Source organism: Klebsiella sp. 141240, from assembly GCF_050600805.1.
GTDB lineage: Bacteria > Pseudomonadota > Gammaproteobacteria > Enterobacterales > Enterobacteriaceae > Klebsiella > Klebsiella aerogenes.
In genome coordinates, this window is record NZ_JAQIRK010000006.1 from 77,792 (window position 1) to 99,216 (window position 21,425).

At 55.0% G+C, this 21,425-nt stretch carries 21 protein-coding genes; 13 read left to right on the forward strand and 8 right to left on the reverse strand.

Annotated elements, in window-relative coordinates; genetic code table 11:
• The first annotated feature begins 6 nt into the window (after window positions 1–6).
• On the forward strand, window positions 7–1,278 hold the full coding sequence (envC, locus tag PGQ95_RS13180) for a murein hydrolase activator EnvC (protein ID WP_045390637.1): 1,272 nt from the start codon (window positions 7–9) through the stop codon (window positions 1,276–1,278).
• A gap of 3 nt (window positions 1,279–1,281) precedes the next feature.
• Complete coding sequence (locus tag PGQ95_RS13185; protein ID WP_430918362.1) at window positions 1,282–2,229, forward strand: divergent polysaccharide deacetylase family protein; 948 nt, start codon at window positions 1,282–1,284, stop codon at window positions 2,227–2,229.
• 6 nt (window positions 2,230–2,235) lie between these two features.
• On the opposite strand, the gene PGQ95_RS13190 is transcribed toward PGQ95_RS13185, so the two are convergent.
• The 4 genes from PGQ95_RS13190 to kbl form a co-directional block, all read right to left on the reverse strand.
• Window positions 2,236–3,027 carry a glycosyltransferase family 2 protein gene (locus PGQ95_RS13190; protein ID WP_087858941.1) on the reverse strand — a complete coding sequence of 264 codons (792 nt, stop codon included), beginning with the start codon at window positions 3,025–3,027 and terminating at the stop codon, window positions 2,236–2,238.
• 166 nt (window positions 3,028–3,193) lie between these two features.
• Window positions 3,194–3,922 (reverse strand): hypothetical protein, encoded by a 729-nt coding sequence (locus tag PGQ95_RS13195; RefSeq protein WP_213317601.1) that lies wholly within the window; start codon window positions 3,920–3,922, stop codon window positions 3,194–3,196.
• Window positions 3,923–4,097: 175 nt separating this feature from the next.
• Window positions 4,098–5,123: an L-threonine 3-dehydrogenase gene (gene tdh / locus PGQ95_RS13200; protein ID WP_015369171.1), complete on the reverse strand. Its 1,026-nt coding sequence runs from the start codon at window positions 5,121–5,123 to the stop codon at window positions 4,098–4,100.
• Window positions 5,124–5,135: 12 nt separating this feature from the next.
• A complete protein-coding gene (kbl, locus tag PGQ95_RS13205; RefSeq protein ID WP_113374040.1) occupies window positions 5,136–6,329 on the reverse strand; it encodes a glycine C-acetyltransferase in 1,194 nt (397 codons plus the stop codon).
• A gap of 212 nt (window positions 6,330–6,541) precedes the next feature.
• Here kbl and rfaD point away from each other — a divergent pair, with 212 nt between their 5' ends.
• From rfaD to PGQ95_RS13225, 4 genes are read left to right on the forward strand one after another with little or no spacing between them, the layout of a single operon-like run.
• Window positions 6,542–7,474: an ADP-glyceromanno-heptose 6-epimerase gene (gene rfaD / locus PGQ95_RS13210; RefSeq protein WP_045390625.1), complete on the forward strand. Its 933-nt coding sequence runs from the start codon at window positions 6,542–6,544 to the stop codon at window positions 7,472–7,474.
• A 9-nt stretch (window positions 7,475–7,483) separates the two neighbouring features.
• On the forward strand, window positions 7,484–8,542 hold the full coding sequence (rfaF, locus tag PGQ95_RS13215) for an ADP-heptose--LPS heptosyltransferase RfaF (RefSeq protein ID WP_015703797.1): 1,059 nt from the start codon (window positions 7,484–7,486) through the stop codon (window positions 8,540–8,542).
• Window positions 8,543–8,545: 3 nt separating this feature from the next.
• Window positions 8,546–9,517, forward strand: coding sequence for a lipopolysaccharide heptosyltransferase RfaC (gene rfaC / locus PGQ95_RS13220; protein ID WP_087858938.1), 972 nt, complete (start codon window positions 8,546–8,548; stop codon window positions 9,515–9,517).
• Entirely contained in the window at window positions 9,517–10,431 is a 915-nt protein-coding gene (locus tag PGQ95_RS13225) for a sugar glycosyltransferase (protein WP_430918364.1), read from the forward strand. Before rfaC ends, PGQ95_RS13225 begins: the two co-directional genes overlap by 1 nt.
• 20 nt (window positions 10,432–10,451) lie before the next feature.
• Here PGQ95_RS13225 and PGQ95_RS13230 read toward each other — a convergent pair whose 3' ends face one another.
• From PGQ95_RS13230 to PGQ95_RS13240, 3 genes are all read right to left on the reverse strand, one after another.
• Entirely contained in the window at window positions 10,452–11,681 is a 1,230-nt protein-coding gene (locus PGQ95_RS13230; protein ID WP_087858936.1) for an O-antigen ligase family protein, read from the reverse strand.
• Window positions 11,682–11,687: 6 nt separating this feature from the next.
• Window positions 11,688–12,329, reverse strand: coding sequence for a hypothetical protein (locus PGQ95_RS13235; protein ID WP_045386549.1), 642 nt, complete (start codon window positions 12,327–12,329; stop codon window positions 11,688–11,690).
• A 96-nt stretch (window positions 12,330–12,425) separates the two neighbouring features.
• Window positions 12,426–13,388 carry a polysaccharide deacetylase family protein gene (locus PGQ95_RS13240; RefSeq protein ID WP_045390617.1) on the reverse strand — a complete coding sequence of 321 codons (963 nt, stop codon included), beginning with the start codon at window positions 13,386–13,388 and terminating at the stop codon, window positions 12,426–12,428.
• A 111-nt stretch (window positions 13,389–13,499) separates the two neighbouring features.
• On the opposite strand from PGQ95_RS13240, the gene rfaQ reads away from it, so the two are divergent.
• The 7 genes from rfaQ (at window position 13,500) to coaD (ending at window position 20,436) form a co-directional block, all read left to right on the forward strand.
• Window positions 13,500–14,576, forward strand: a complete 1,077-nt coding sequence (gene rfaQ / locus PGQ95_RS13245; RefSeq protein WP_213794209.1) for a putative lipopolysaccharide heptosyltransferase III — start codon at window positions 13,500–13,502, stop codon at window positions 14,574–14,576.
• Complete coding sequence (locus PGQ95_RS13250; RefSeq protein WP_087858934.1) at window positions 14,573–15,700, forward strand: glycosyltransferase family 4 protein; 1,128 nt, start codon at window positions 14,573–14,575, stop codon at window positions 15,698–15,700. Before rfaQ ends, PGQ95_RS13250 begins: the two co-directional genes overlap by 4 nt.
• Window positions 15,701–15,702: 2 nt before the next feature.
• Window positions 15,703–16,797, forward strand: a complete 1,095-nt coding sequence (locus PGQ95_RS13255; RefSeq protein ID WP_430918368.1) for a glycosyltransferase — start codon at window positions 15,703–15,705, stop codon at window positions 16,795–16,797.
• Window positions 16,798–16,827: 30 nt separating this feature from the next.
• Window positions 16,828–17,817 (forward strand): glycosyltransferase, encoded by a 990-nt coding sequence (locus PGQ95_RS13260; protein WP_087858932.1) that lies wholly within the window; start codon window positions 16,828–16,830, stop codon window positions 17,815–17,817.
• Between the two features lie 92 nt (window positions 17,818–17,909).
• A complete protein-coding gene (gene waaA / locus PGQ95_RS13265; protein WP_087858931.1) occupies window positions 17,910–19,184 on the forward strand; it encodes a lipid IV(A) 3-deoxy-D-manno-octulosonic acid transferase in 1,275 nt (424 codons plus the stop codon).
• Window positions 19,184–19,954: a glycosyltransferase family 2 protein gene (locus PGQ95_RS13270; protein WP_087858930.1), complete on the forward strand. Its 771-nt coding sequence runs from the start codon at window positions 19,184–19,186 to the stop codon at window positions 19,952–19,954. The genes waaA and PGQ95_RS13270 overlap by 1 nt, the downstream gene beginning before the upstream one ends.
• A 2-nt stretch (window positions 19,955–19,956) precedes the next feature.
• A complete protein-coding gene (gene coaD, locus PGQ95_RS13275) occupies window positions 19,957–20,436 on the forward strand; it encodes a pantetheine-phosphate adenylyltransferase (protein WP_015703808.1) in 480 nt (159 codons plus the stop codon).
• A gap of 78 nt (window positions 20,437–20,514) precedes the next feature.
• Here coaD and mutM read toward each other — a convergent pair whose 3' ends face one another.
• Complete coding sequence (gene mutM, locus PGQ95_RS13280) at window positions 20,515–21,324, reverse strand: bifunctional DNA-formamidopyrimidine glycosylase/DNA-(apurinic or apyrimidinic site) lyase (RefSeq protein ID WP_015369156.1); 810 nt, start codon at window positions 21,322–21,324, stop codon at window positions 20,515–20,517.
• Between the last annotated feature and the right edge of the window lie 101 nt (window positions 21,325–21,425).

A 21,425-nucleotide genomic window follows, 5' to 3' on the forward strand; every position in this document is an offset into this window, starting at 1 on the left:
TTCCCCATGAGGGGAAAGGCGACTTATTCAAATACATGGATCGCAACGGCTGTTCGATCCGTTCTTTACGCCAGCGCGCTTAGCGCTGGCGTATTGCTGTGCGCCGCATCCGCTCACGCCGATGACCGCGACCAGCTGAAATCCATTCAGGCCGATATCGCCGCCAAACAGCGCGCGATTCAGCAACAGCAGCAGCAACGTTCCTCTCTGCTCGCCCAGCTAAAAGCGCAGGAAGAGGCGATCTCCGCCGCCGCGCGTAAGCTGCGTGAAACTCAGGATACCCTCAACCAGCTCAATAAGCAGATCGACGAGATGAACGCGTCTATCGCTAAGCTGGAGCGCCAGCGTGCCTCCCAGGAACGTAACCTCGCCGCGCAGCTTGACGCCGCCTTCCGCCAGGGGCCGCATACCGGCATGCAGATGATCCTCAGCGGCGAAGAGGGGCAGCGCAACCAGCGCCTGCAGGCCTATTTTGGTTACTTTAACCAGGCCCGTCAGGAGACCATCGCCCAGCTCAAGCAGACGCGCGAAGAAGTCGCGGTACAGAAATCGATGCTGGAAGAAAAACAAAGCCAGCAGCAAACGCTGGTTTACGAGCAAAAAGCGCAGCAGGCCAAGCTTGAGCAGGCGCGCAACGAGCGTAAAAAGACGCTCTCCAGCCTCGAATCCTCCATTCAGAAAGGCCAACAGCAGCTCAGCGAACTGCGCGCTAACGAATCGCGCCTGCGCGGCCGCATCGCCCAGGCGGAAGCGGCAGCCAAAGCCCGCGCCGATCGCGAGGCTCGTGATGCCCAGGCGGTACGCGACCGTCAGCAGGAAGCCTCGCGCAAAGGCACCACCTATAAACCAACCGAAAGCGAACGTTCATTGATGTCGCGAACCGGCGGCCTCGGCGCGCCGCGCGGTCAGGCCTTCTGGCCGGTTCGCGGAACAATTCTTCATCGTTATGGCGAACAGCTGCAAGGTGAACTACGTTGGAAAGGGATGGTTATCGCTGCGTCTGAGGGCACCGAAGTCAAAGCCATTGCCGACGGTCGGGTGATCCTCGCCGACTGGCTGCAGGGCTACGGCCTGGTGGTCGTCGTTGAACACGGCAAAGGCGACATGAGTCTTTACGGCTATAACCAAAGCGCGCTGGTCAGCGTCGGTACCCAGGTCCGCGCGGGCCAGGCTATCGCGCTGGTAGGCAGTAGCGGCGGTCAGGGTCGTCCGTCGCTCTATTTCGAAATTCGCCGCCAGGGTCAGGCGGTCAATCCACAGCCGTGGTTGGGAAGATAAGTTTTGCTTCAATTTCGCATGATTGCACTTGCTGTAGCCGGTTCACTGGCTATGGCTGCGCCGGTTTTCGCCGGTAAACTCTCCATCGTTATCGATGATTTCGGCTACCGTCCGCAGACGGAAAATAAGGTGCTGGCGCTGCCGCCCACCATCTCCGTTGCCGTGCTGCCGAATGCCCCCCACGCCCGGGAAATGGCCACCAAAGCGCATAATCTGGGCCATGAAGTATTGATCCACCTGCCGATGGCGCCGCTCAGCAAGCAACCGCTGGAAAAAGACACCCTGCGCCCGGATATGAGCAGCGATGAGATCGAACGTATTATTCGTGAGGCTTACGGTAAAGTGCCTTACGCGGTCGGGTTGAACAACCACATGGGTAGCGCCATGACTTCTAACCTGTTCGGCATGCAGAAGGTGATGCAGGCGCTGGAACGCTACAATCTCTATTTTCTCGATAGTGTGACTATCGGCAACACCCAGGCCATGCGTGCCGCTCAGGGAACCGGCGTGAAGGTAATTAAACGCAAAGTGTTTCTCGACGACACCCAGAACGAGGCGGACATCCGCACTCAGTTCAATCGCGCCATCGCGCTGGCGCGGCGTAACGGTTCGGCTATCGCCATTGGTCATCCCCATCCTTCAACGGTGCGGGTACTACAGCAAATGGTTTATAACCTGCCGCCAGATATCACGCTGGTGCGCCCGAGCAGCCTGCTAAACGAACCGCAGGTCGACAACTCGACGCCGAACACGCCTGCCCAGCCAAACGTGCCGCAGCAGCAGAAGCCGCGTAACCCGTTCCACGGCGTGAAGTACTGCAAACCGAAGCGTCCGCTGGAGCCGGTGAACGCCAGCCGCTTCTTTAGCATTCTGAGCGAAAGCATCAGCCAGAGCGCACTGGTCCAGTATTACCAGCTTAAATGGCAGGGCTGGGATAGCCCCACCAACTAATCTTCATCAGGGATCCGTGCGCTTCTCCGTCACGGTTCCCTGCCGCTTACCGTCGTGAGCATACCAGGCTTTAAAATACTTCATGAAGCTGTACAAGGTGGCGTACAAGCCGGTTACTGCCCCCACTTTGCCGCTGCGCCACGCGCCGCTGAACAGATACCACTTAAAAAATGCGCCGATAGCGCTGATGATCCCGCGACTGAGCGACGGCCTGACCTTCTGCGCCTTCACCAGCCGGGTGGTATAGCTGTTGAGCTTGTTAAACACCTCATGCAGTGAATAGAAGGTGTCGTGGCGGACAAAGCCCGGCAGCCTTATCGAGGTCAGATGGCCGACCACCTGATCGTCTACCGGCCGCTGGTTAAAACTGGCCCGCTGGCGGTTGAACAGGCGTACCGGGTAATCCGGCGATGAGATGGGATAAATAGTCCGCACCTGTTCGCCAAGCACGAACCAGTAGCGCGGCAGGCGCCATGCACAACTGGGGTCCGGCTCCTCTCCCGCCTTAAGCGCCAGAATCGCCGCAACCACTTGTTCATCCAGAATTTCATCGCTATCCATACATAGCACCCAGTCATGGGTCGCCAGCGAGGTCGCATAGTTCATCTGCAGGCCGTGGGCGGCATAGGGGTGGTGATGAACCGTTATGCCAAACTGCTGACATATCTGCAGCGTTTCATCCGTACTGCCTGAATCAACGACAATAAACTCATCCGCCACCCGCAACAGCGGCGGCAAGACTTCCCGTAATAAGCGGGCCGAATTACAGGTAAGCAAGCATACTGAGAGCTTAAACATAGGGTTTATGCGATTAAACGAAGAGTAAACCAACTGTATAAACGAATAGGCAAAAGATCGATGCGGAAATAGTGCGGTAGATACGTATTATTTTAGAAATGTTATCCAAATCTAAATAAATCTACCTTGAGATAAATTTCATCACCTTGCCCGATACCGCCAGGTGTCAGTTATCGGGTTTGAGATGCTCCCTCCTGATGTACCCCCGTTTATCACTCATACGGTCCGCTTTGCTGTCATCGTAAAGAGCGGCATAGATCCAGTATTTGTTAATAGTGCGTATTTTAACCACCACGTCATCAGCCATAACGGAATATGTATTATTCGCATTATCATCTGGCCATTCTTTGAATGAATGCTGATTCCATTCATGCTGTAAATGATATGTCGTTAACCAGGGATAGCGTCCGTCCCCGCCGCAGGGGACCTGAGCATGCATATCGTCGATATTGGATACAGGTTTATTTTGCGCAGGAACAAAAGAAAGCAATACGGCGCTATAATTCTCACTGCTGCATTCAGTATACTGCGCGATATTATTAACCAGCAGACTTCCCTGCTGGTTAACGTACCACTCGCGAAATCTGATAAAATTTTCCGGGATATCACTAAAGTTCTGCCGAATAAACAGCAACTGTTCTTTCAGCGTTCCCTTAACATATATATTGATGACTTTTTTAAATTTCCCCTGATCATCCAGCCAATAATAGCGAAATCCGAGGGCCGGAACATTAATGGTCGCATTATCGCTCCATTGCGCCTTCCAGTAGGCTTGCAGCACGCCATGTTCAAGCCTTTGCTCAGCCAGGATGCTGAAACTCATAAAAAACAGTAACGCCGGTAAAACAATACTCTTCAATTGCCAAAGACGGTTGATAAAAATAGGGTGCGCCATATATACCATCCTTGTTAAATGAAGATATGGCAGAATATAAATAAAACTGGGTTCAGTTCAATAGTGGCTGTGGTAATAACAAAAACTTTATTATCAATATATATGTGAAGAATATGCTGCCCATAAACTATGGGCAGCAAGAATGCTTATTAGCGTCATCCTGACAATAATAAGTTTAATCCCAGCTCAGTACCACTTTGCCAGACTGGCCGGAGCGCATCGCGTCAAAGCCTTTCTGGAAGTCATCAATACCGAAACGGTGGGTGATAATTGGCGAAAGATCGAGGCCAGACTGGATCAGCGCCGCCATCTTATACCAGGTTTCAAACATTTCGCGGCCGTAAATCCCTTTGATAAACAGCCCCTTGAAGATGACCTTGGTCCAGTCGATAGACATATCCGACGGAGGAATACCCAGCATCGCAATACGTCCGCCGTGGTTCATGGTATCAAGCATGGTGCGGAACGCCGGCGGCGCGCCGGACATCTCCAGACCCACGTCGAAGCCTTCGGTCATCCCCAGCTCCGCCATCACATCGTTCAGATTCTCTTTGGCGACGTTAACCGCACGGGTGACGCCCATTTTACGCGCCAGCTCCAGGCGATATTCGTTAACATCGGTAATCACCACGTTACGCGCGCCGACATGTTTCGCCACCGCCGCGGCCATCACGCCAATCGGGCCAGCGCCGGAAACCAGAACATCTTCACCGACCAGGTCGAAGGAGAGCGCGGTATGCACAGCGTTGCCGAACGGGTCGAAGATGGATGCCAGATCGTCAGAGATATTGTCCGGGATTTTGAAAGCGTTGAAGGCCGGGATCACCAGATATTCAGCGAAACAGCCCGGGCGGTTTACCCCCACGCCGATGGTATTACGGCACAGATGCGTGCGACCGCCGCGACAGTTACGGCAGTGTCCGCAGGTGATATGCCCTTCGCCGGAAACGCGATCGCCAAGCTTAAAGCCGCGAACTTCCTGACCGATACCCACGACTTCGCCGACATACTCATGCCCCACCACCATTGGTACCGGGATGGTTTTCTGCGACCATTCGTCCCAGTTATAGATGTGTACGTCGGTACCGCAAATCGCGGTCTTACGGATTTTAATCAGCAGATCGTTATGGCCGACTTCCGGTTCCGGTACGTCGGTCATCCAGATGCCTTCTTCCGCTTTCAGTTTGGATAACGCTTTCATCTCACACCCTTATTAGGCGATGACGCCCAGTTGTTTGCCGATGCGGGTAAAGGCTTCCACCGCACGTTCAATTTGTTCAGGGGTATGCGCCGCCGACATCTGGGTGCGAATACGCGCCTGGCCTTTTGGAACCACCGGATAGAAGAAACCGGTGACGTAAATACCTTCTTTTTGCAATTCGCGCGCGAACTCCTGGGCGACGGTAGCTTCACCGAGCATCACCGGGATAATCGCGTGGTCGGCGCCTGCCAGGGTAAAGCCTGCTGCGGTCATTTTTTCGCGGAACAGGCGCGCGTTAGCCCACAGGCGATCGCGCAGTTCGCTGCCCGCTTCCACCATCTCCAGCACCTTGATGGAAGCGGCGACAATGGCCGGCGCCAGGGAGTTGGAGAACAGATAGGGACGAGAACGCTGGCGCAGCCACTCAACGACTTCTTTGCGCGCGGCGGTGTAACCGCCTGACGCGCCGCCCAGCGCTTTACCCAACGTGCCGGTGATGATGTCGACGCGGCCCATCACGTCGCAATATTCATGGGAACCGCGGCCGTTTTCGCCGACAAAGCCCACGGCGTGAGAATCATCGACCATCACCAGCGCATCATATTTATCCGCCAGGTCGCAGACGCCTTTCAGGTTGGCGATCACGCCGTCCATCGAGAAAACGCCATCGGTAGCGATCAGCACGTGGCGAGCGCCGGCTTCGCGCGCTTCTTTCAGACGCGCTTCCAGCTCCTGCATATCGTTGTTGGCATAGCGGAAACGCTTAGCTTTACACAGGCGCACGCCGTCGATGATCGACGCGTGGTTCAGGGCATCAGAGATAATGGCATCTTCCGGCCCCAGCAGCGTTTCAAACAGGCCGCCGTTGGCATCAAAGCAAGAGGAGTAGAGAATCGCGTCTTCCATACCGAGGAAATCCGCCAGCTTCTTCTCGAGCTGCTTATGTGTGTCCTGGGTACCGCAGATGAAGCGCACCGAGGCCATCCCGAAGCCGTGGCTGTCCATGCCGGATTTCGCCGCGGCAATCAGTTCCGGGTGGTTCGCCAGGCCCAGATAGTTGTTGGCGCAGAAGTTAATGACGTGGCTGTCGCCGACGGTGATGTCCGCCTGCTGAGCCGAAGTAATGATACGCTCTTCTTTAAACAACCCTTCCGCGCGCGCGGTATCCAGGTCATTGGTTAACTGTTTGTAGAAATCACCACGCATTGCAACTCTCCAGATTCGGCAAAATTTGGCACATATTACCCAAAGCTATACGTTGATACGAGATGATGCATGCCTGAATGAATAATTTGCAGCATAAATCACGCACGGCCAGCACCTTTTCGGCGAATGGCTGAAGCCTTTCGGATGTAGTGATATGATAGGAGTATTCATGTCCGGATTGTTTCCGGGCTTTCTACTTCAAAGGTACAGTTATGATCATCGTAACCGGCGGCGCAGGCTTTATCGGCAGCAACATCGTTAAAGCCCTGAATGACAAAGGCATCACCGATATTCTGGTTGTAGACAATCTGAAAGACGGCACCAAATTCGTAAACCTGGTGGATCTGGACATCGCTGACTACATGGATAAAGAAGATTTTCTGATCCAGATTATGGCCGGCGAAGAGTTTGGCGAGATTGAAGCGGTATTTCACGAAGGCGCCTGCTCTTCCACTACCGAGTGGGACGGCAAGTATGTGATGGATAACAACTATCAGTACTCCAAAGAGGTGCTGCACTACTGCCTGGAGCGCGAAATCCCGTTCCTGTACGCCTCTTCCGCCGCCACCTACGGCGGGCGCACCAGCGACTTTATCGAGTCCCGCGAATTTGAAAAACCGCTGAACGTCTACGGCTACTCTAAATTCCTGTTCGACGAATACGTCCGTCAGATCCTGCCGGAAGCGGATTCGCAGATCGTCGGGTTCCGTTATTTCAACGTCTATGGGCCGCGCGAAGGGCACAAAGGCAGCATGGCGAGCGTGGCCTTCCACCTCAATACCCAGCTGAATAATGGCGAAAGTCCGAAACTGTTCGAAGGCAGCGACGGCTTCAAACGCGACTTCGTCTATGTCGGCGACGTCGCCGCGGTGAACCTGTGGTTCTGGGAAAATGGCGTTTCCGGTATCTTCAACCTCGGTACCGGCCGCGCGGAATCTTTCCAGGCCGTCGCCGATGCGACCCTGGCGTACCATAAGAAAGGCAGCATTGAATACATCCCGTTCCCGGACAAACTGAAAGGCCGCTATCAGGCATTCACGCAGGCCGACCTGACTAACCTGCGTAAAGCGGGCTATGACAAACCGTTCAAAACCGTTGCCGAAGGCGTAACGGAATATATGGCCTGGCTCAACCGCGACGCGTAAGAAACAAGCATGAAAATATTGGTGATAGGCCCGTCTTGGGTGGGCGACATGATGATGTCGCAAAGTCTTTATCGTACGCTCAGGGCGCGCTATCCCCAGGCGATTATCGACGTGATGGCGCCGGCATGGTGCCGTCCGTTGTTATCGCGCATGCCGGAAGTCAACGAAGCGATCGCCATGCCGCTCGGCCACGGCGCGCTGGCTATCGGCGAACGCCGCAAACTCGGCCACAGTCTGCGCGATCGTCGCTACGATCGCGCTTACGTGCTGCCGAACTCGTTTAAATCGGCATTGGTGCCATTCTTTGCCAACATCCCGCTGCGCACCGGCTGGCGCGGCGAGATGCGCTATGGCCTGCTTAACGACGCCCGCGTGCTGGATAAAGACGCCTGGCCGCTGATGGTGGAGCGCTACGTGGCGCTGGCCTACGACAACGGCGTCATGCGCTGCGCTAAAGACCTTCCGCAGCCGCTGCTATGGCCACAGCTGCAGGTCAACGACGGCGAAAAATCACAGGCCTGCAACGCCTTTAATCTTTCAAACGATCGGCCCATTATCGGCTTCTGCCCCGGCGCAGAGTTCGGCCCTGCCAAACGCTGGCCGCATTACCACTACGCCGCGCTGGCGAAAAAGCTCATTGACGATGGTTATCAGATTGCGCTCTTCGGCTCGGCGAAAGATAACGATGCCGGCAAAGAGATCATCGCCGCGCTTAGCAGCGAGCAGCAGGCCTGGTGTCGTAACCTGGCTGGCGAAACCCAGCTGGAACAGGCCGTGATTCTGATTGCCGCCTGTCAGGCCGTGGTCAGCAACGATTCGGGGTTGATGCACGTCGCCGCCGCGCTGGACCGCCCGTTGGTGGCGCTTTACGGCCCGAGCAGCCCGGACTTTACCCCGCCACTGTCGCATAAAGCGCGGGTTATTCGCCTGATTAGCGGCTACCACAAGGTGCGCAAAGGCGATGCCGCTGAGGGCTATCATCAAAGCCTGATCGACATCACTCCAGAACGCGTCCTGCAAGAGCTGAACGAACTGTTAGCGGAAAAAACCGAGCACGAGGAAGCGTAGCGGATGCGGGTATTGATCGTAAAAACCTCGTCCATGGGCGACGTGCTGCACACGCTTCCCGCGCTGACCGACGCCGCCCAGGCCATTCCCGGCATCCGCTTTGATTGGGTGGTTGAAGAGGGCTTCGCGCAGATCCCTTCATGGCATGCCGCCGTCGAGCGGGTGATTCCGGTGGCGATTCGCCGCTGGCGCAAAGCCTGGTTTTCCGCGCCTATCAAAGCGGAAAGAAAAGCCTTTCGCGATGCCGTAAAGGCCGTCAACTACGATGCCATTATTGATGCGCAGGGGCTGGTGAAAAGCGCCGCGCTGGTAACGCGTCTGGCGCACGGCGTCAAACATGGCATGGACTGGCAGTCCGCCCGCGAGCCGCTGGCAAGCCTGTTTTATAACCGTCGCCACCATATTGCTGTCGAGCAGCACGCAGTAGAGCGTACGCGCGAACTGTTCGCCAAAAGCCTGGGCTATGCCAGGCCGCAAACGCAGGGTGATTACGCCATCGCGCGCCACTTTATTCGCCCTGACGCACCGGCAACAGAGCCGTATCTGGTCTTCCTGCACGCCACCACCCGCGATGATAAACACTGGCCGGAAGCATGCTGGCAAGCGCTTCTCGATCTACTGGCAGGTAGCGGCGTACGTATTAAGCTGCCGTGGGGCGCGCCGCACGAAGAGGCGCGGGCAAAACGGCTGGCGGAAGGACGCGATAACGTCGATGTACTGCCGCGCATGAGCCTTGAGCAGGTTGCGCAGATTCTGGCTGGCGCACGCGGCGTGGTTTCCGTCGACACCGGGTTGAGCCATCTGACCGCGGCGCTCGATAAACCCAATTTCACGCTCTACGGCCCAACCGATCCGGGACTGATTGGCGGATATGGTAAAAATCAGCATATTGTCCGCCCGCCGCACGGTAGCAGCACCGGCGATATTACCGCTGAGCATGTTCAGCAACTGTTGCAAGCACAGGGATTGGTTTAATGGGATCGCTATTCAAGCAAATTTATCGCTATACCCGCCCGCGCACCTACCGCCACAATGAAAACCTGTGGCCGTGGGTAAAGATCCGCCGGGCGGAAAGCGGTGAAATTTGTGCCTTACAATACAAGGGCGAATCGGTACCGCTCTGTAGCCTAAGTGAATTAAAAAACGCTTTCTCCGGGCCAATGCTGCTCACCGCGACCGGCCCATCGATCAACGATGTCGATTTTTCGATTATCCCGTCATCGTTGCCGGTAATGGGCGTCAACGGCGCTTACTTTCTCGAAGGAAAGCTAGGGTTTTCTCTGTATCTGATCGTTGATATGGAGTTTTTTGATCGTAAACCCGAGGTTATCGCCGGTATTGTCAGTAATCCGCGAATCCTCTTTTTTACCACTACCCACGGTATTGCCAAAATCATTGAGCGCATCGGGCTCAACAATATTCAGTGTCGACTCGCCCTGATTGAAGATGCCTGTTATAAGATTTACCAGCCGAAGATCCCCGGTAACGATATCGCAACGGCCTTTAGCCGCTCCCCAAGTGCGCTTTTGCACCAGCACTTAAGCCATATTGGTTTCTCAACCGATATTCGCAAAGGGATATTTGATGCGGGAACGGTGGCTTACTGGGCGCTGCAGATTATCGCCTGGCTGGGATTCAACAGAATTATTATTGCCGGTCTGGATATGAATAATTTTGAGCAACCGCGATTTTATGAAAACGGCGACAATAAGCTCCCATCCTATCTCGCAGATAAAGTAGATGGTATGGTTTTCCCCGCCTTTGAACTCGCCAGCCGTCATTTACAGGCAAAGGGTATTACGGTAATTAATCTTTCCCTTAATAGCGCAATTCCTGAACAGGTATTTCCTAAAATGCCGTTATCTCAAGCGCTACATGAAGTGGCCTGAACGGCCACTTCATCATTCCATCACGATTCTTCCGCAGACTTTTCCGGCGATAACGCCGTGAAAACGGCTAACGCCACAATAAACATAATGATAAATCTGTCGTGGATAAACAGAGTATCGACGCAGCCAAAAAGAATCACCGGCGCGCCAATAAACGCCAATGCACATTTCAGCGTCGCCTTTCTGTAAACATAGAGCAGCATCGCGCCATACAACGCCAGCAAGAAGAGGCCGCCAATAACGCCCTGTAGCGACATGGTTTCGATCAAATCATTATGAAGATGATAAACAATGTTGCGCAGCCCCTCGGGATTCCCCTGCTCTTTCTCATACATCAATTGCGAGAGGATCTGGAAACGCTGCTGCGAGCTTACGCCACCGGGATGAGCAATAATTTCATAGATCCCGGTATGCCACATACTGAGCCGGGAACCCATCGAGGTATTGTTATCGCTTTGATAATCCGAGATCTCGGTGACCGCTTCACTCGCCCGATCTTTCAGCGAGGGAAACGCCAACTCAATCACTGCCAGGCCAGCAACTAACAGCATCAGGCACGCCAACGCTGATTTTTTCTTCGACATCACGTTACCGGTCAGTAGGGCATAGAGCAGTACCGCCGGATAAATAAGCAGCGCCGAGCGAGTTTCGGTCAGGAAAATAATCCACAGCGAGAAAAATATCACACCGCTGGCAATATAGTTGCGATAGCGGATATTGACGCAAGCTAAAGCATACAGCGTCAATAACGAGTATATCGTATAAAGATAGGCGCTTAGAGTTGCGGAGTTATCGATTCTCAGACGATCGCCGGAAACAAAAAAATGATAATGTAAAGCGTACAACGTCAATACTGAAAAGCCCGCGACTAATGCGTAACTCAAGCTTTTGCCATATTGTATTGCTGTTGTCCGTAATACCGCTGGCAAGAGTAGCATCATCACCGAGCCGATCATCAAATAAGCACCTGAGCGAGGATAGCTAACATCAGCCATATAAATTTCAGACGGATTACCCGGAAAGCGATATGACCAAATAAGCTGTGAGGCCCCTAACATCAATAACGTCAGAGACAGAAATATCTCCTCTTTTTTAAAAGTAAGACGCTTTCTGTTAATTACGGCATAAATTAAGGTAATCACCGAAGACAGGTAAAAAAGATTCCTACCCATGATTTTCTCCGGCATCACAAAAACACATGACAATATTGCCAGAAGCAATATTGTCACAGGCGACATCACTTTACTCATAAATAATTAAGCTTTCTCAAATGGTGGCACCCAGGCTTCACCGCAGTCCCAAGGACGTGGTTTTCCATGGAAACAGACAATTCGCGTCCCCGCAGGCACGGTGCCATCACCGGTGGCATGTTCATTCTTCTTCTTATGAATGACATGCTTTTTATAGCTAACGATCTGTCCGGGTAAAATGTCCTGCCAGATAGCGGCGTGTGGATAGATTTTGCTGATAAACTCCTGGTCGCCACCGCTCTGATAGCGCGTCATGAATAGCTCAGGATAGCGCTTAAACGCTTCCCAGACCTTGTACTTTTCCTCATGCGGAACGCGCATGATGGCGGAGTTTTTCGTTTTCTGAGGAAAGAAAAAATCACTCAGCATGGTCAGCTGTTTATTTGCCAGAATATCGCTAATATCACCGACAACGACGACATCTAAATCAAGATAAAAAATATCTTCGGCAACCGAATCCGGATTAAACATCTCGATTTTTGACCACCAACCTGGCAAATCTTCAGTTAGTTTAATGGTGTTAACGCCAGGAATAGTTAAATCGGTAAAGCACACTTTCTCGATGTCTGCTGGCAATTGTTTGTATAACCACTGCACATGGCTTTGGTTATAATCACCGCCAGAGCGTAGTACGGTTGCTATCTTCATAAAACCTCAGTATCTTAATAATTCAGGCGTTAATTATTCATTAGACTGATGATATTACACCAGATTAACGCCGCACCTCTATCAGTAATGATTGTTTTATGTAAGATTTCTCTTGAAATTATAATATTCTGCTAAAGACATTCCGCGGACCTGCGGCGCAAGCCAGCTAAAGAACGCTTCCAGATCGGCATATAAACGTTCAATATCTTGTTCATTCTTAAAGGTCGGACTACCGCCTGGCATATACTCCGATGAATGCAGCATATACTCAACATAATCATTACCCTGCGCCAGCGTCTGCTGAACTACTTTTTTCATGGTTTCGACGTTGCCGCCCATTGGACGCAGCCAGTGCACGGACGGCGAACGAACTTTACCGCGTAGTCTATCGTAACCCTGCTTCACGCTATTCATCCACGCCGAGTGCTTATACTGAATGCTCATCGGCACTTCCAGCAGCGGGGAATGCCCTTCGCGGCTGATATCATTTTCATCGAGAAAATAAGCATGTTGCGGGAAGCGGCGATAATCCGTACCGCCATCGCCCTGCGGCGCGCCCTTAGCGGTTTTCCAGTTCACTCGCGGCGTCACCGAGCAATCCACCTGATAACCGTACTCCACCAGCAGGCGCGCATAGCGCTCGTCAAACGCCCAGCGCCCGGCGCGATGGCTCACCATTTTGGTCTGGAAGGTATCTTCCAGTAGATGGGTCATATAGTCGACCTTTTCACGCATGGCGGCATCGCTGTACTCGATGAGATAAGGCTTATGACGCCAGTCATCCGCGGTCAGCGGCTCGGTTGGCGGGCTGTTCCAGGCGTGCAGATGCATACCGATTTCCGCGGTGCCGCGCGCAATCACATCTTTAGCAAATTCGATATAAAAAGGGTCGATGGCCATTTCATAATTGGTCAAATAGACCGGTTTGAAGCCATACTTTTCGCAAAGCTGCTGAAAACGCGGAAGATAGCGCGCATTCTCCGTGGTGATGCTGTCATGTTTTTGCCAGAGGTTATCACCCTCTGTATCAATCGTGATGAGAAATGCGGGATTGTGCACGAAAACGTCCTCAGGCCATACGTATCGGTCCATGGTAGAGCAATACAACGCTTCTCTCAATCTACGCGATCCCCTAGAATCGGAACCCTTATCCTGGATGAAGAACAGAGTATGACGCCTGAAACCCTCTCCCCCGGCCAGCAGAACCCGGCGCGGATCCTGGTCATTAAGCTGCGCCACCACGGCGACATGTTGCTGATCACCCCGCTTGTAAACGCGCTCAAACAGCAGTATCCCGCCGCTCGCGTCGATGTACTGCTGTATGCTGAGACCAGGGATATGCTGGCGGCAAACCCGGAGATTAACCAGATTTACGCGATCGATCGCAGCTGGAAAAAGCAGGGCAAGCGGCATCAGCTTAAGATGGAATGGCAGCTCATTCGCAGCCTGCGCCAGCAGCGCTACGACATGGTGCTCAACCTTGCCGATCAATGGCCCAGCGCGATCATTAGCAAATTAACCGGCGCGCCGACGCGCATCGGTTTCGATTTCCCTAAGCGCCGTCATCCGTTCTGGCGATACTGCCACACCGCGCTTGCTTCTACCCAGCAGCACAATCAGCTGCATACGGTGCAGCAAAACCTCTCTATTCTGGCGCCGCTGGGGCTTGAGATAAACGATGCGCCGGCGCGGATGGGCTACAGCGAATCTGACTGGGCCTACAGCCGCGCGCTGCTGCCGGATGGCTTCCAGGAAAATTACATCGTGATTCAGCCGACTTCGCGCTGGTTCTTTAAATGCTGGCGCGAAGAGCGCATGAGCACGCTGATTAATGCGCTGTCAGCAGAAGGCTACGCGGTGGTGCTTACCTCTGGCCCTGACGCCAAAGAAAAGCAGATGGTAGAGAACATCATCAGCGGCTGCCCGCAGGCGCGACTGCACTCGTTAGCCGGCCAGTTGACGCTCCGCCAGCTGGCCGCGGTTATCGATCACGCCCGCCTGTTTATCGGCGTAGATTCGGTGCCGATGCATATGGCGGCAGCCCTGGGTACGCCGCTCGTCGCGTTATTTGGCCCATCAAAGCTGACCTTCTGGCGGCCGTGGCAGGCGAAAGGCGAGGTTATTTGGGCAGGCGACTTCGGCCCGCTGCCCGACCCTGACGACATCAACACCAACACCGAAGAACGCTATCTTGATTTAATCCCTACCGACGCGGTCATCGCGGCGGCGAAAAAGGTACTGGCATGAGTAAATTCCGGCTGGCTCTGGTACGGCAAAAGTATCGCCCTGACGGCGGCGCGGAGCGCTTTGTCTCCCGCGCGCTGGAAGCCCTCGACAGCAGTAATCTGGAACTGAACGTCATCACCCGCGAGTGGCAAGGGCCTGTCAAACCGGACTGGCATATTCACATCTGCAACCCGCGCAAATGGGGGCGCATCAGCCGGGAACGCGGTTTCGCCAACGCCGCGCGCGCGCTCTGGCAGAGTGAATCATTCGACCTGGTGCAAAGCCATGAGCGTATTCCGGGTTGCGATCTCTACCGCGCTGGCGACGGCGTCCATCGCCGCTGGCTGCAGCAGCGCTCGCGCATTTTACCGGCCTGGAAAAGCCGCCTGCTGTTCGCCGACCGCTACCACCGTTATGTGATGCAGGCGGAACGCGAGATGTATCAGGACGCGCACCTGCGCGGGGTGATTTGCAATGCGGAGATGATTAAGCAGGAAATCATTGAAGACTTCGGCCTGCCGGCTGACAAAATCCACGTCATCTACAACGCTATTGATAACCAGCGGTTTCTGCCGCCAGGCGAAGAAACCTTTGCCGCTTTACGCGCCAAATGGCAGCTACCGCTGCAGGCAAGCTGCCTGATTTATGTCGGTTCCGGATTTGAACGAAAAGGGCTGGATGCGGCAATCCGCGCCATCGCCCCCACCGACCGTTATCTGTTGGTGGTCGGCAAAGATAAAGAACAGAACCGCTATCAACAGCTAGCAAAATCGCTGAACTGCGAAGATCGCGTGCGCTTCTTCGGCATGCAGTCCGAAACGCTACCGTTCTATCAGATGGCCGATGGTCTACTGCTGCCAACGCTATACGACCCGTTCCCGAATGTGATCCTTGAGGCGATGGCCTGCGGTCTGCCGGTTATCACCACCACCGGCTGCGGCGGCGCGGAGTTCATCACCGAGGGCGATAACGGCTACGTTTGCGACGCGCTGGATATTGCCGCGTTACAGCAGGCTGTTATGGCGCTGCCCGCGCGCGCGCTGGGCTCCGCTGAAGGCGCACGCGCCCGCGAACGTATTATGGATTGCACTAGCGAGCGACTGTCGACGCAGCTGCTTTCCCTCTATCAGGATCTGGTGAAATAACGATGCGTATATTGTTTGTTATCGACGGTCTGCCGGGCGGCGGCGCGGAAAAAGTCGTGCTCACGCTGGCGGAACATTTTCTTAGCCAGGGCGAACAGGTATCGCTGTTTTCGCTGCGCGACGTCTGCGATTATCCGCTGCCGGAAGGGCTCGATTATCAGATTATCGCCGACCGCTGCCGCAAACCGTGGCGCAAGCTAACGGAACTCTCCCGCCGCGCGCGCCAGCTTGATCGCGCGATTGAACAAGCAGAACAGCATGGTCGCTTCGATCTGGTACTTTCAAATCTGCACAAAACCGATCGCATCGTCGCCCGCAGCCGGGCATTGCAGGGGCGAAACGTCTGGTTCTGTCTGCACGGCGTTTTCTCTACCTCTTATCTTGGCCATCGCAGCGGTTTTGACCGCTGGATGAAGCAGCAGAAAATCAAGCGGGTATACCAGGGACGCAACGTGGTGGCCGTTTCCGATGCGGTTGGAAAGGATTTAGTTGAGCAGTTCGCGCTTCGCCCGGCACAGCTTAAAACCATCTATAACCCGTTCGATATCGCCGCCATTCGCGCGGCGGCAGAGGCGCCGGCCGATATTCCTCAAGGGGACTATGTTATCCACGTCGGCCGCTTCCATCCGGGTAAACGCCATGACCGGCTGATTGAAGCCTACGCCCAAAGCGGTATCGACGCGCCGCTGGTCCTGCTCGGTCAGGGAAAACCGGAGCAGGAACAGCGGCTTCGTCAACTGGCCCAGCAGCTGCAGGTCGGCGATCGGGTGCTGTTTAAAGGCTTTCAGCCCAACCCGCTGCCGTGGATTAAACATGCGAGAATGCTAACGCTCAGCTCCGACAGCGAAGGGTTTGGCAACGTCATTGTTGAAGCGCTACTGCTGAATACGCCGGTTGCCAGCACCCGCTGTCCTGGCGGGGTCAGCGAGATCCTCAGCGGCGAGCTGTCCCGCGGTCTGGCCGATCTCAACAGTTCTGCGCTAGCCCAGACGATGCAAAGCATTTACCATAGCCCGCCGGCCATTGATTCCGCCGCGCTGGAAAAATTCAGCGTAGAGTCGATTTGCCAACAGTACCGTCAGTTGCGCAGCGCCTGACGTCGTTTTTTAACCAGGATCGAATGAGTTATGAGTCAAACGCCTTTATTGAGCATCGTGGCCGCCGTGTATAACGGTGAAAAATTCCTTGCGCAATTCTTTGAATGCCTCGAACAACAGCAGTTGGCAAGCTATGAGCTGATCCTGGTGAACGACGGTTCTACCGACGGTAGCCTGGCGGTTATCGACCAATGGAAAGACAGGCTGCAGAACGTGACCGTGCTGGAGCAGGAGAATCAGGGCGTCTCGGTAGCGCGTAATACCGGTATGGCGGCGGCAAGGGGTAAATACCTCGCCTTCCCGGATATTGACGATAAGTTCTATCCCGGCATGTACCGCACGCTGCTGGAAATGGCCGAGAAGGGCAATCTCGATGTCGCGACCTGTAATGGCCGCTATGTGTACGAAAGCCGCGACGATATCCACCCAATTTTCCCGCCGGAACGCCTGCAGTCCACAGGCGTCCTGCCGGGTTACGTCTGGCTAAAGCAGGCGCTCGACTCGCGTAAGTTCCTGCACGTCACCTGGCTGAACATCTATCGCCGTGATTTTATTAACCAGCACCATTTCCACTTTGAGCCGGGCCTGCGCCATCAGGATATTCCCTGGACGACGGAAGCATTGCTGGCCGCCGAACGCGTGCAGTACACCAGCGAGCAATTTTACGACTATTACATTCACTCGGAATCGGTGTCGCATAAGCCAGACAACGACGATACGCTGATGCGCTCAGCGCGCCATTATATGAAGATCCTCGAGATGCTCAGTGCCATCAACCAACGCTATCCGGACAAGGTACGGCACATTTCCGCCTGCCGCTGGCAGATAGCCAAAGAGGGGTTGGGGATTATTCATACCTTCGACTGCATGAAAGATGAGTCGAAAAAGCATATTATCATCAAAGAATTCTTCGAACGCGGCATCTGGCGCCTGATCTGGACTAACGCCTGCACGTTCCGTTTACGCTGGCGTCTGGGACGCCGCTATTTGCGCATTAAGCGCTATCTCAACGCCGCATAGGCCGAAATCCCTCGGTTTCCGCCAAAGAGATAGCTTTACGCGGGTTAAATGCTTAGAATTTGCCCGCAAAAAACCTAAAACGGATAAATAGTTTGGAATTGCTTTATACCACCCTACTCTACCTCATTCAGCCGCTGGTATGGCTGCGACTGCTGCTGCGCAGCCGTAAGGCGCCGGCCTACCGTAAACGCTGGGCTGAACGTTATGGCTTCTGTCAAAACAAGGTAGTGCCGGATGGCATTCTGCTGCACTCCGTTTCCGTCGGTGAAACGCTGGCGGCTATCCCGCTGGTGCGCGCGCTACGCCATCGTTATCCGTCACTGCCGATCACCGTCACGACCATGACGCCGACCGGTTCTGAACGCGCCATGTCCGCTTTTGGCAAAGATGTTCACCACGTCTATCTGCCGTATGACCTCCCCTGCGCCATGAACCGTTTCCTCAACAGCGTGCAGCCGAAACTGGTCATCGTGATGGAAACCGAGCTGTGGCCGAATATGGTCAGCGCGCTACATAAGCGTAAAATTCCGCTGGTGATCGCCAACGCGCGCCTGTCAGAACGTTCCGCGAAAGGCTATGCCAAACTCGGCGGCTTCATGCGCCGCCTGCTCAGCCGTATCACGCTTATCGCCGCGCAGAATGAAGAAGACGGCAACCGCTTCCTCGCGCTCGGCCTTAAACGTAACCAACTGGCGGTCACCGGCAGCTTGAAATTCGATATCTCCGTCACCCCTGAACTGGCGGCCCGCGCCGTTACCCTGCGTCGCCAGTGGGCGCCGCACCGTAAAGTGTGGATAGCCACCAGTACCCACGATGGCGAAGAACAAATCATCCTGCAGGCGCATAAAAAACTGCTGGAAACCTTCCCCGACCTGCTATTAATCCTCGTACCGCGCCATCCGGAACGCTTCGGCGACGCTCGCGATATGGTGCAAAAGGCCGGTATGAGCTTCACCATGCGCAGCACCGGTGAAATTCCGTCTAACAGCACCCAGGTGGTGATTGGCGATACCATGGGCGAACTGATGCTGCTCTACGGCATTGCCGACCTGGCATTCGTCGGCGGCAGCCTGGTAGAACGCGGCGGGCATAATCCGCTCGAACCCGCCGCCCATGCTATTCCGGTGCTGATGGGCCCGCACACCTTCAACTTTAAAGATATCTGCGCCAAGCTGCAGCAGGACGATGGCCTGATCACCGTCACGGACGCCGACTCGCTGGTCAGAGAGGTTTCTACCCTGCTGACCGACGAAGATTATCGACTGTGGTACGGCCGCCACGCGGTGGAAGTGCTGCATCAAAACCAGGGCGCGCTGTCGCGTCTGCTACAGTTACTGCAACCCTACCTGCCGCAGCGGAGCCACTAATGTCGACCCGACTCTCCGTCGTGATGATCGCCAAAAACGCCGCCGACCTGCTCGCCGATTGCCTGGCATCGGTAAGCTGGGCGGATGAAGTGGTGGTACTGGACTCCGGCAGTACCGACAATACCGTCGAACTGGCCCGTAGCCTCGGCGCCCAGGTCTATAGCAATACCGACTGGCAAGGCTACGGCATTCAGCGCCAGCGCGCGCAAGACTTCGCCACCCACGACTGGGTGCTGATGATTGATACCGACGAGCGCGTTACGCCGGAACTAAAAGAGGCTATCCTCAAGGTACTGGACGCGCCGCAGCGCGGCGTTATCTACAGTATCGCCCGGCGTAACTACTTCCTCGGACGCTTTATGCGCCACAGCGGCTGGTATCCCGATCGGGTGATGCGCCTGTACGAACGCGCGCGTTACCGCTATAACGATAATCTGGTGCATGAATCTTTGGATAGCCTTGGGGCCGAAGTGGTGCCGCTCAGCGGCGATCTGCTGCACCTGACCTGCCGCGATTTCTCCGGCTTCCAGCAGAAACAGCTCGCTTATGCCGCGGCCTGGGCGCTTGAGCGCCATCAGAAGGGCAAGAAGACCTCGATGGCGGGGATTTTCAGCCATACGCTGGGCGCCTTCGTCAAAACGCTGCTGCTGCGCGGCGGCGTGCTGGATGGAAAACAGGGTTGGCTGCTGGCGGTAGTCAATGCGCAATACACGTTTAATAAATACACCGAGCTGTGGGCACTGAGCCGCGGCTACTCGGAGAAAGTGTAATTATGGGCACAAAAGCGATCTATCCGGGCACCTTTGACCCTATCACCAACGGCCATATCGATATCGTCACCCGCGCCGCAGGCATGTTTGATAAAGTTTTGCTGGCTATCGCCGCCAGCCCGAGCAAAAAACCGATGTTCAGCCTCGATGAACGAATTGCGCTGGCGGAGCAGGCAACGGCGCATCTGGTCAACGTTGAGGTGATTGGCTTTAGCGATTTGATGGCCAATTTCGCCCGCGCGCAGCAGGCGAATATTTTAATCCGCGGCCTGCGGGCAGTGGCGGATTTCGAATATGAAATGCAGCTGGCGCACATGAACCGCCATCTGATGCCCACGCTGGAAAGCGTGTTCCTGATGCCGTGCAAAGAGTGGTCGTTTATCTCTTCATCGCTGGTTAAGGAAGTGGCGCGCCACCAGGGCGACGTCTCCCACTTCCTGCCGCCTAACGTACATCAGGCGTTGTTAAATAAGCTGAAGTAGGCATTTCCTGCCCCGCTCGCGCTGCACGTAGCGGGGCTACCAGCTTACCCGGCCTGGCATAATCCCCAACCCTCTCCACTACTTCTGACACTGGCGGCAATAAAAGGTCGCTCGCTGAGCGTGTTTGCTGGCGATAATCGGCGTACCGCAGATCCGGCACGGCTCGCCTTTGCGGCCATAAACCTGTAGCTCCTGGGCGAAATATCCCGGTTTGCCGTCGCTTTGCAGGAAATCCTTCAGCGTCGTTCCACCTTGCTCAATTGAGCGTAGCAGCACCAGCTTAATCATCTTCACTAACCACTCGCACTCTTGATGCGAGAGCGACGAGGCCAGCCGATCGGGATGGATCCCGGCGGAAAACAGTGATTCGCTGGCGTAGATATTCCCCACGCCCACCACCAGCTTGTTATCCATCAGCCAGGGTTTAATGGCGGTTTTCTTCTTCGCGCAACGCTGCTGGAGATAGTCGGCGTTGAATTCATCGCTTAGCGGCTCCGGGCCGAGATGCGCCAGCACCGGATGACCATCCAGCTCTTTGGTCCATAGCCAGGCGCCAAAGCGGCGAGGATCGGTATAGCGCAGCACTTTACCGTTACTCAGCACCAGGTCGACGTGGTCGTGTTTTTCAGCCGGCTGCTCTTCACTGAGGATGCGCAGGCTGCCGGACATGCCAAGATGAATAATGATCCAGCCGTGACGCAGCTCCAGCAGCAGGTATTTGGCGCGTCGGCGCACGCTCAGCACCGGTTCGTCGCTGAGGCGGTAAATCTCTTCGGATACTGGCCAACGCAGGCGCCCGTTGCGCACTACGGCATGCAGGATGTTAGCGCCCACCAGATGCGGCTCAATGCCGCGACGGCTGGTTTCGACTTCGGGTAATTCAGGCATTTTTTTCCTCTTAACCACACAGTTTCGGGTGACAGGGAGGCAGCGGGAAGAGAGGCCGGAAGGCTTAATAAAGCAAGCGGCCAGACTGAACGCATGCAGCC

Bases quoted from the DNA above. Each gene is read 5' to 3' on its own strand.
- envC (WP_045390637.1), top strand. From the start codon at position 7: ATGAGGGGAAAGGCGACTTATTCAAATACATGGATCGCAACGGCTGTT.
- PGQ95_RS13190 (WP_087858941.1), bottom strand. From the start codon at position 3,027: ATGTTTAAGCTCTCAGTATGCTTGCTTACCTGTAATTCGGCCCGCTTA.
- PGQ95_RS13195 (WP_213317601.1), bottom strand. From the start codon at position 3,922: ATGGCGCACCCTATTTTTATCAACCGTCTTTGGCAATTGAAGAGTATT.
- tdh (WP_015369171.1), bottom strand. From the start codon at position 5,123: ATGAAAGCGTTATCCAAACTGAAAGCGGAAGAAGGCATCTGGATGACC.
- kbl (WP_113374040.1), bottom strand. From the start codon at position 6,329: ATGCGTGGTGATTTCTACAAACAGTTAACCAATGACCTGGATACCGCG.
- rfaD (WP_045390625.1), top strand. From the start codon at position 6,542: ATGATCATCGTAACCGGCGGCGCAGGCTTTATCGGCAGCAACATCGTT.
- rfaF (WP_015703797.1), top strand. From the start codon at position 7,484: ATGAAAATATTGGTGATAGGCCCGTCTTGGGTGGGCGACATGATGATG.
- rfaC (WP_087858938.1), top strand. From the start codon at position 8,546: ATGCGGGTATTGATCGTAAAAACCTCGTCCATGGGCGACGTGCTGCAC.
- PGQ95_RS13225 (WP_430918364.1), top strand. From the start codon at position 9,517: ATGGGATCGCTATTCAAGCAAATTTATCGCTATACCCGCCCGCGCACC.
- PGQ95_RS13230 (WP_087858936.1), bottom strand. From the start codon at position 11,681: ATGAGTAAAGTGATGTCGCCTGTGACAATATTGCTTCTGGCAATATTG.
- PGQ95_RS13235 (WP_045386549.1), bottom strand. From the start codon at position 12,329: ATGAAGATAGCAACCGTACTACGCTCTGGCGGTGATTATAACCAAAGC.
- rfaQ (WP_213794209.1), top strand. From the start codon at position 13,500: ATGACGCCTGAAACCCTCTCCCCCGGCCAGCAGAACCCGGCGCGGATC.
- PGQ95_RS13250 (WP_087858934.1), top strand. From the start codon at position 14,573: ATGAGTAAATTCCGGCTGGCTCTGGTACGGCAAAAGTATCGCCCTGAC.
- PGQ95_RS13255 (WP_430918368.1), top strand. From the start codon at position 15,703: ATGCGTATATTGTTTGTTATCGACGGTCTGCCGGGCGGCGGCGCGGAA.
- PGQ95_RS13260 (WP_087858932.1), top strand. From the start codon at position 16,828: ATGAGTCAAACGCCTTTATTGAGCATCGTGGCCGCCGTGTATAACGGT.
- PGQ95_RS13270 (WP_087858930.1), top strand. From the start codon at position 19,184: ATGTCGACCCGACTCTCCGTCGTGATGATCGCCAAAAACGCCGCCGAC.
- coaD (WP_015703808.1), top strand. From the start codon at position 19,957: ATGGGCACAAAAGCGATCTATCCGGGCACCTTTGACCCTATCACCAAC.
- mutM (WP_015369156.1), bottom strand. From the start codon at position 21,324: ATGCCTGAATTACCCGAAGTCGAAACCAGCCGTCGCGGCATTGAGCCG.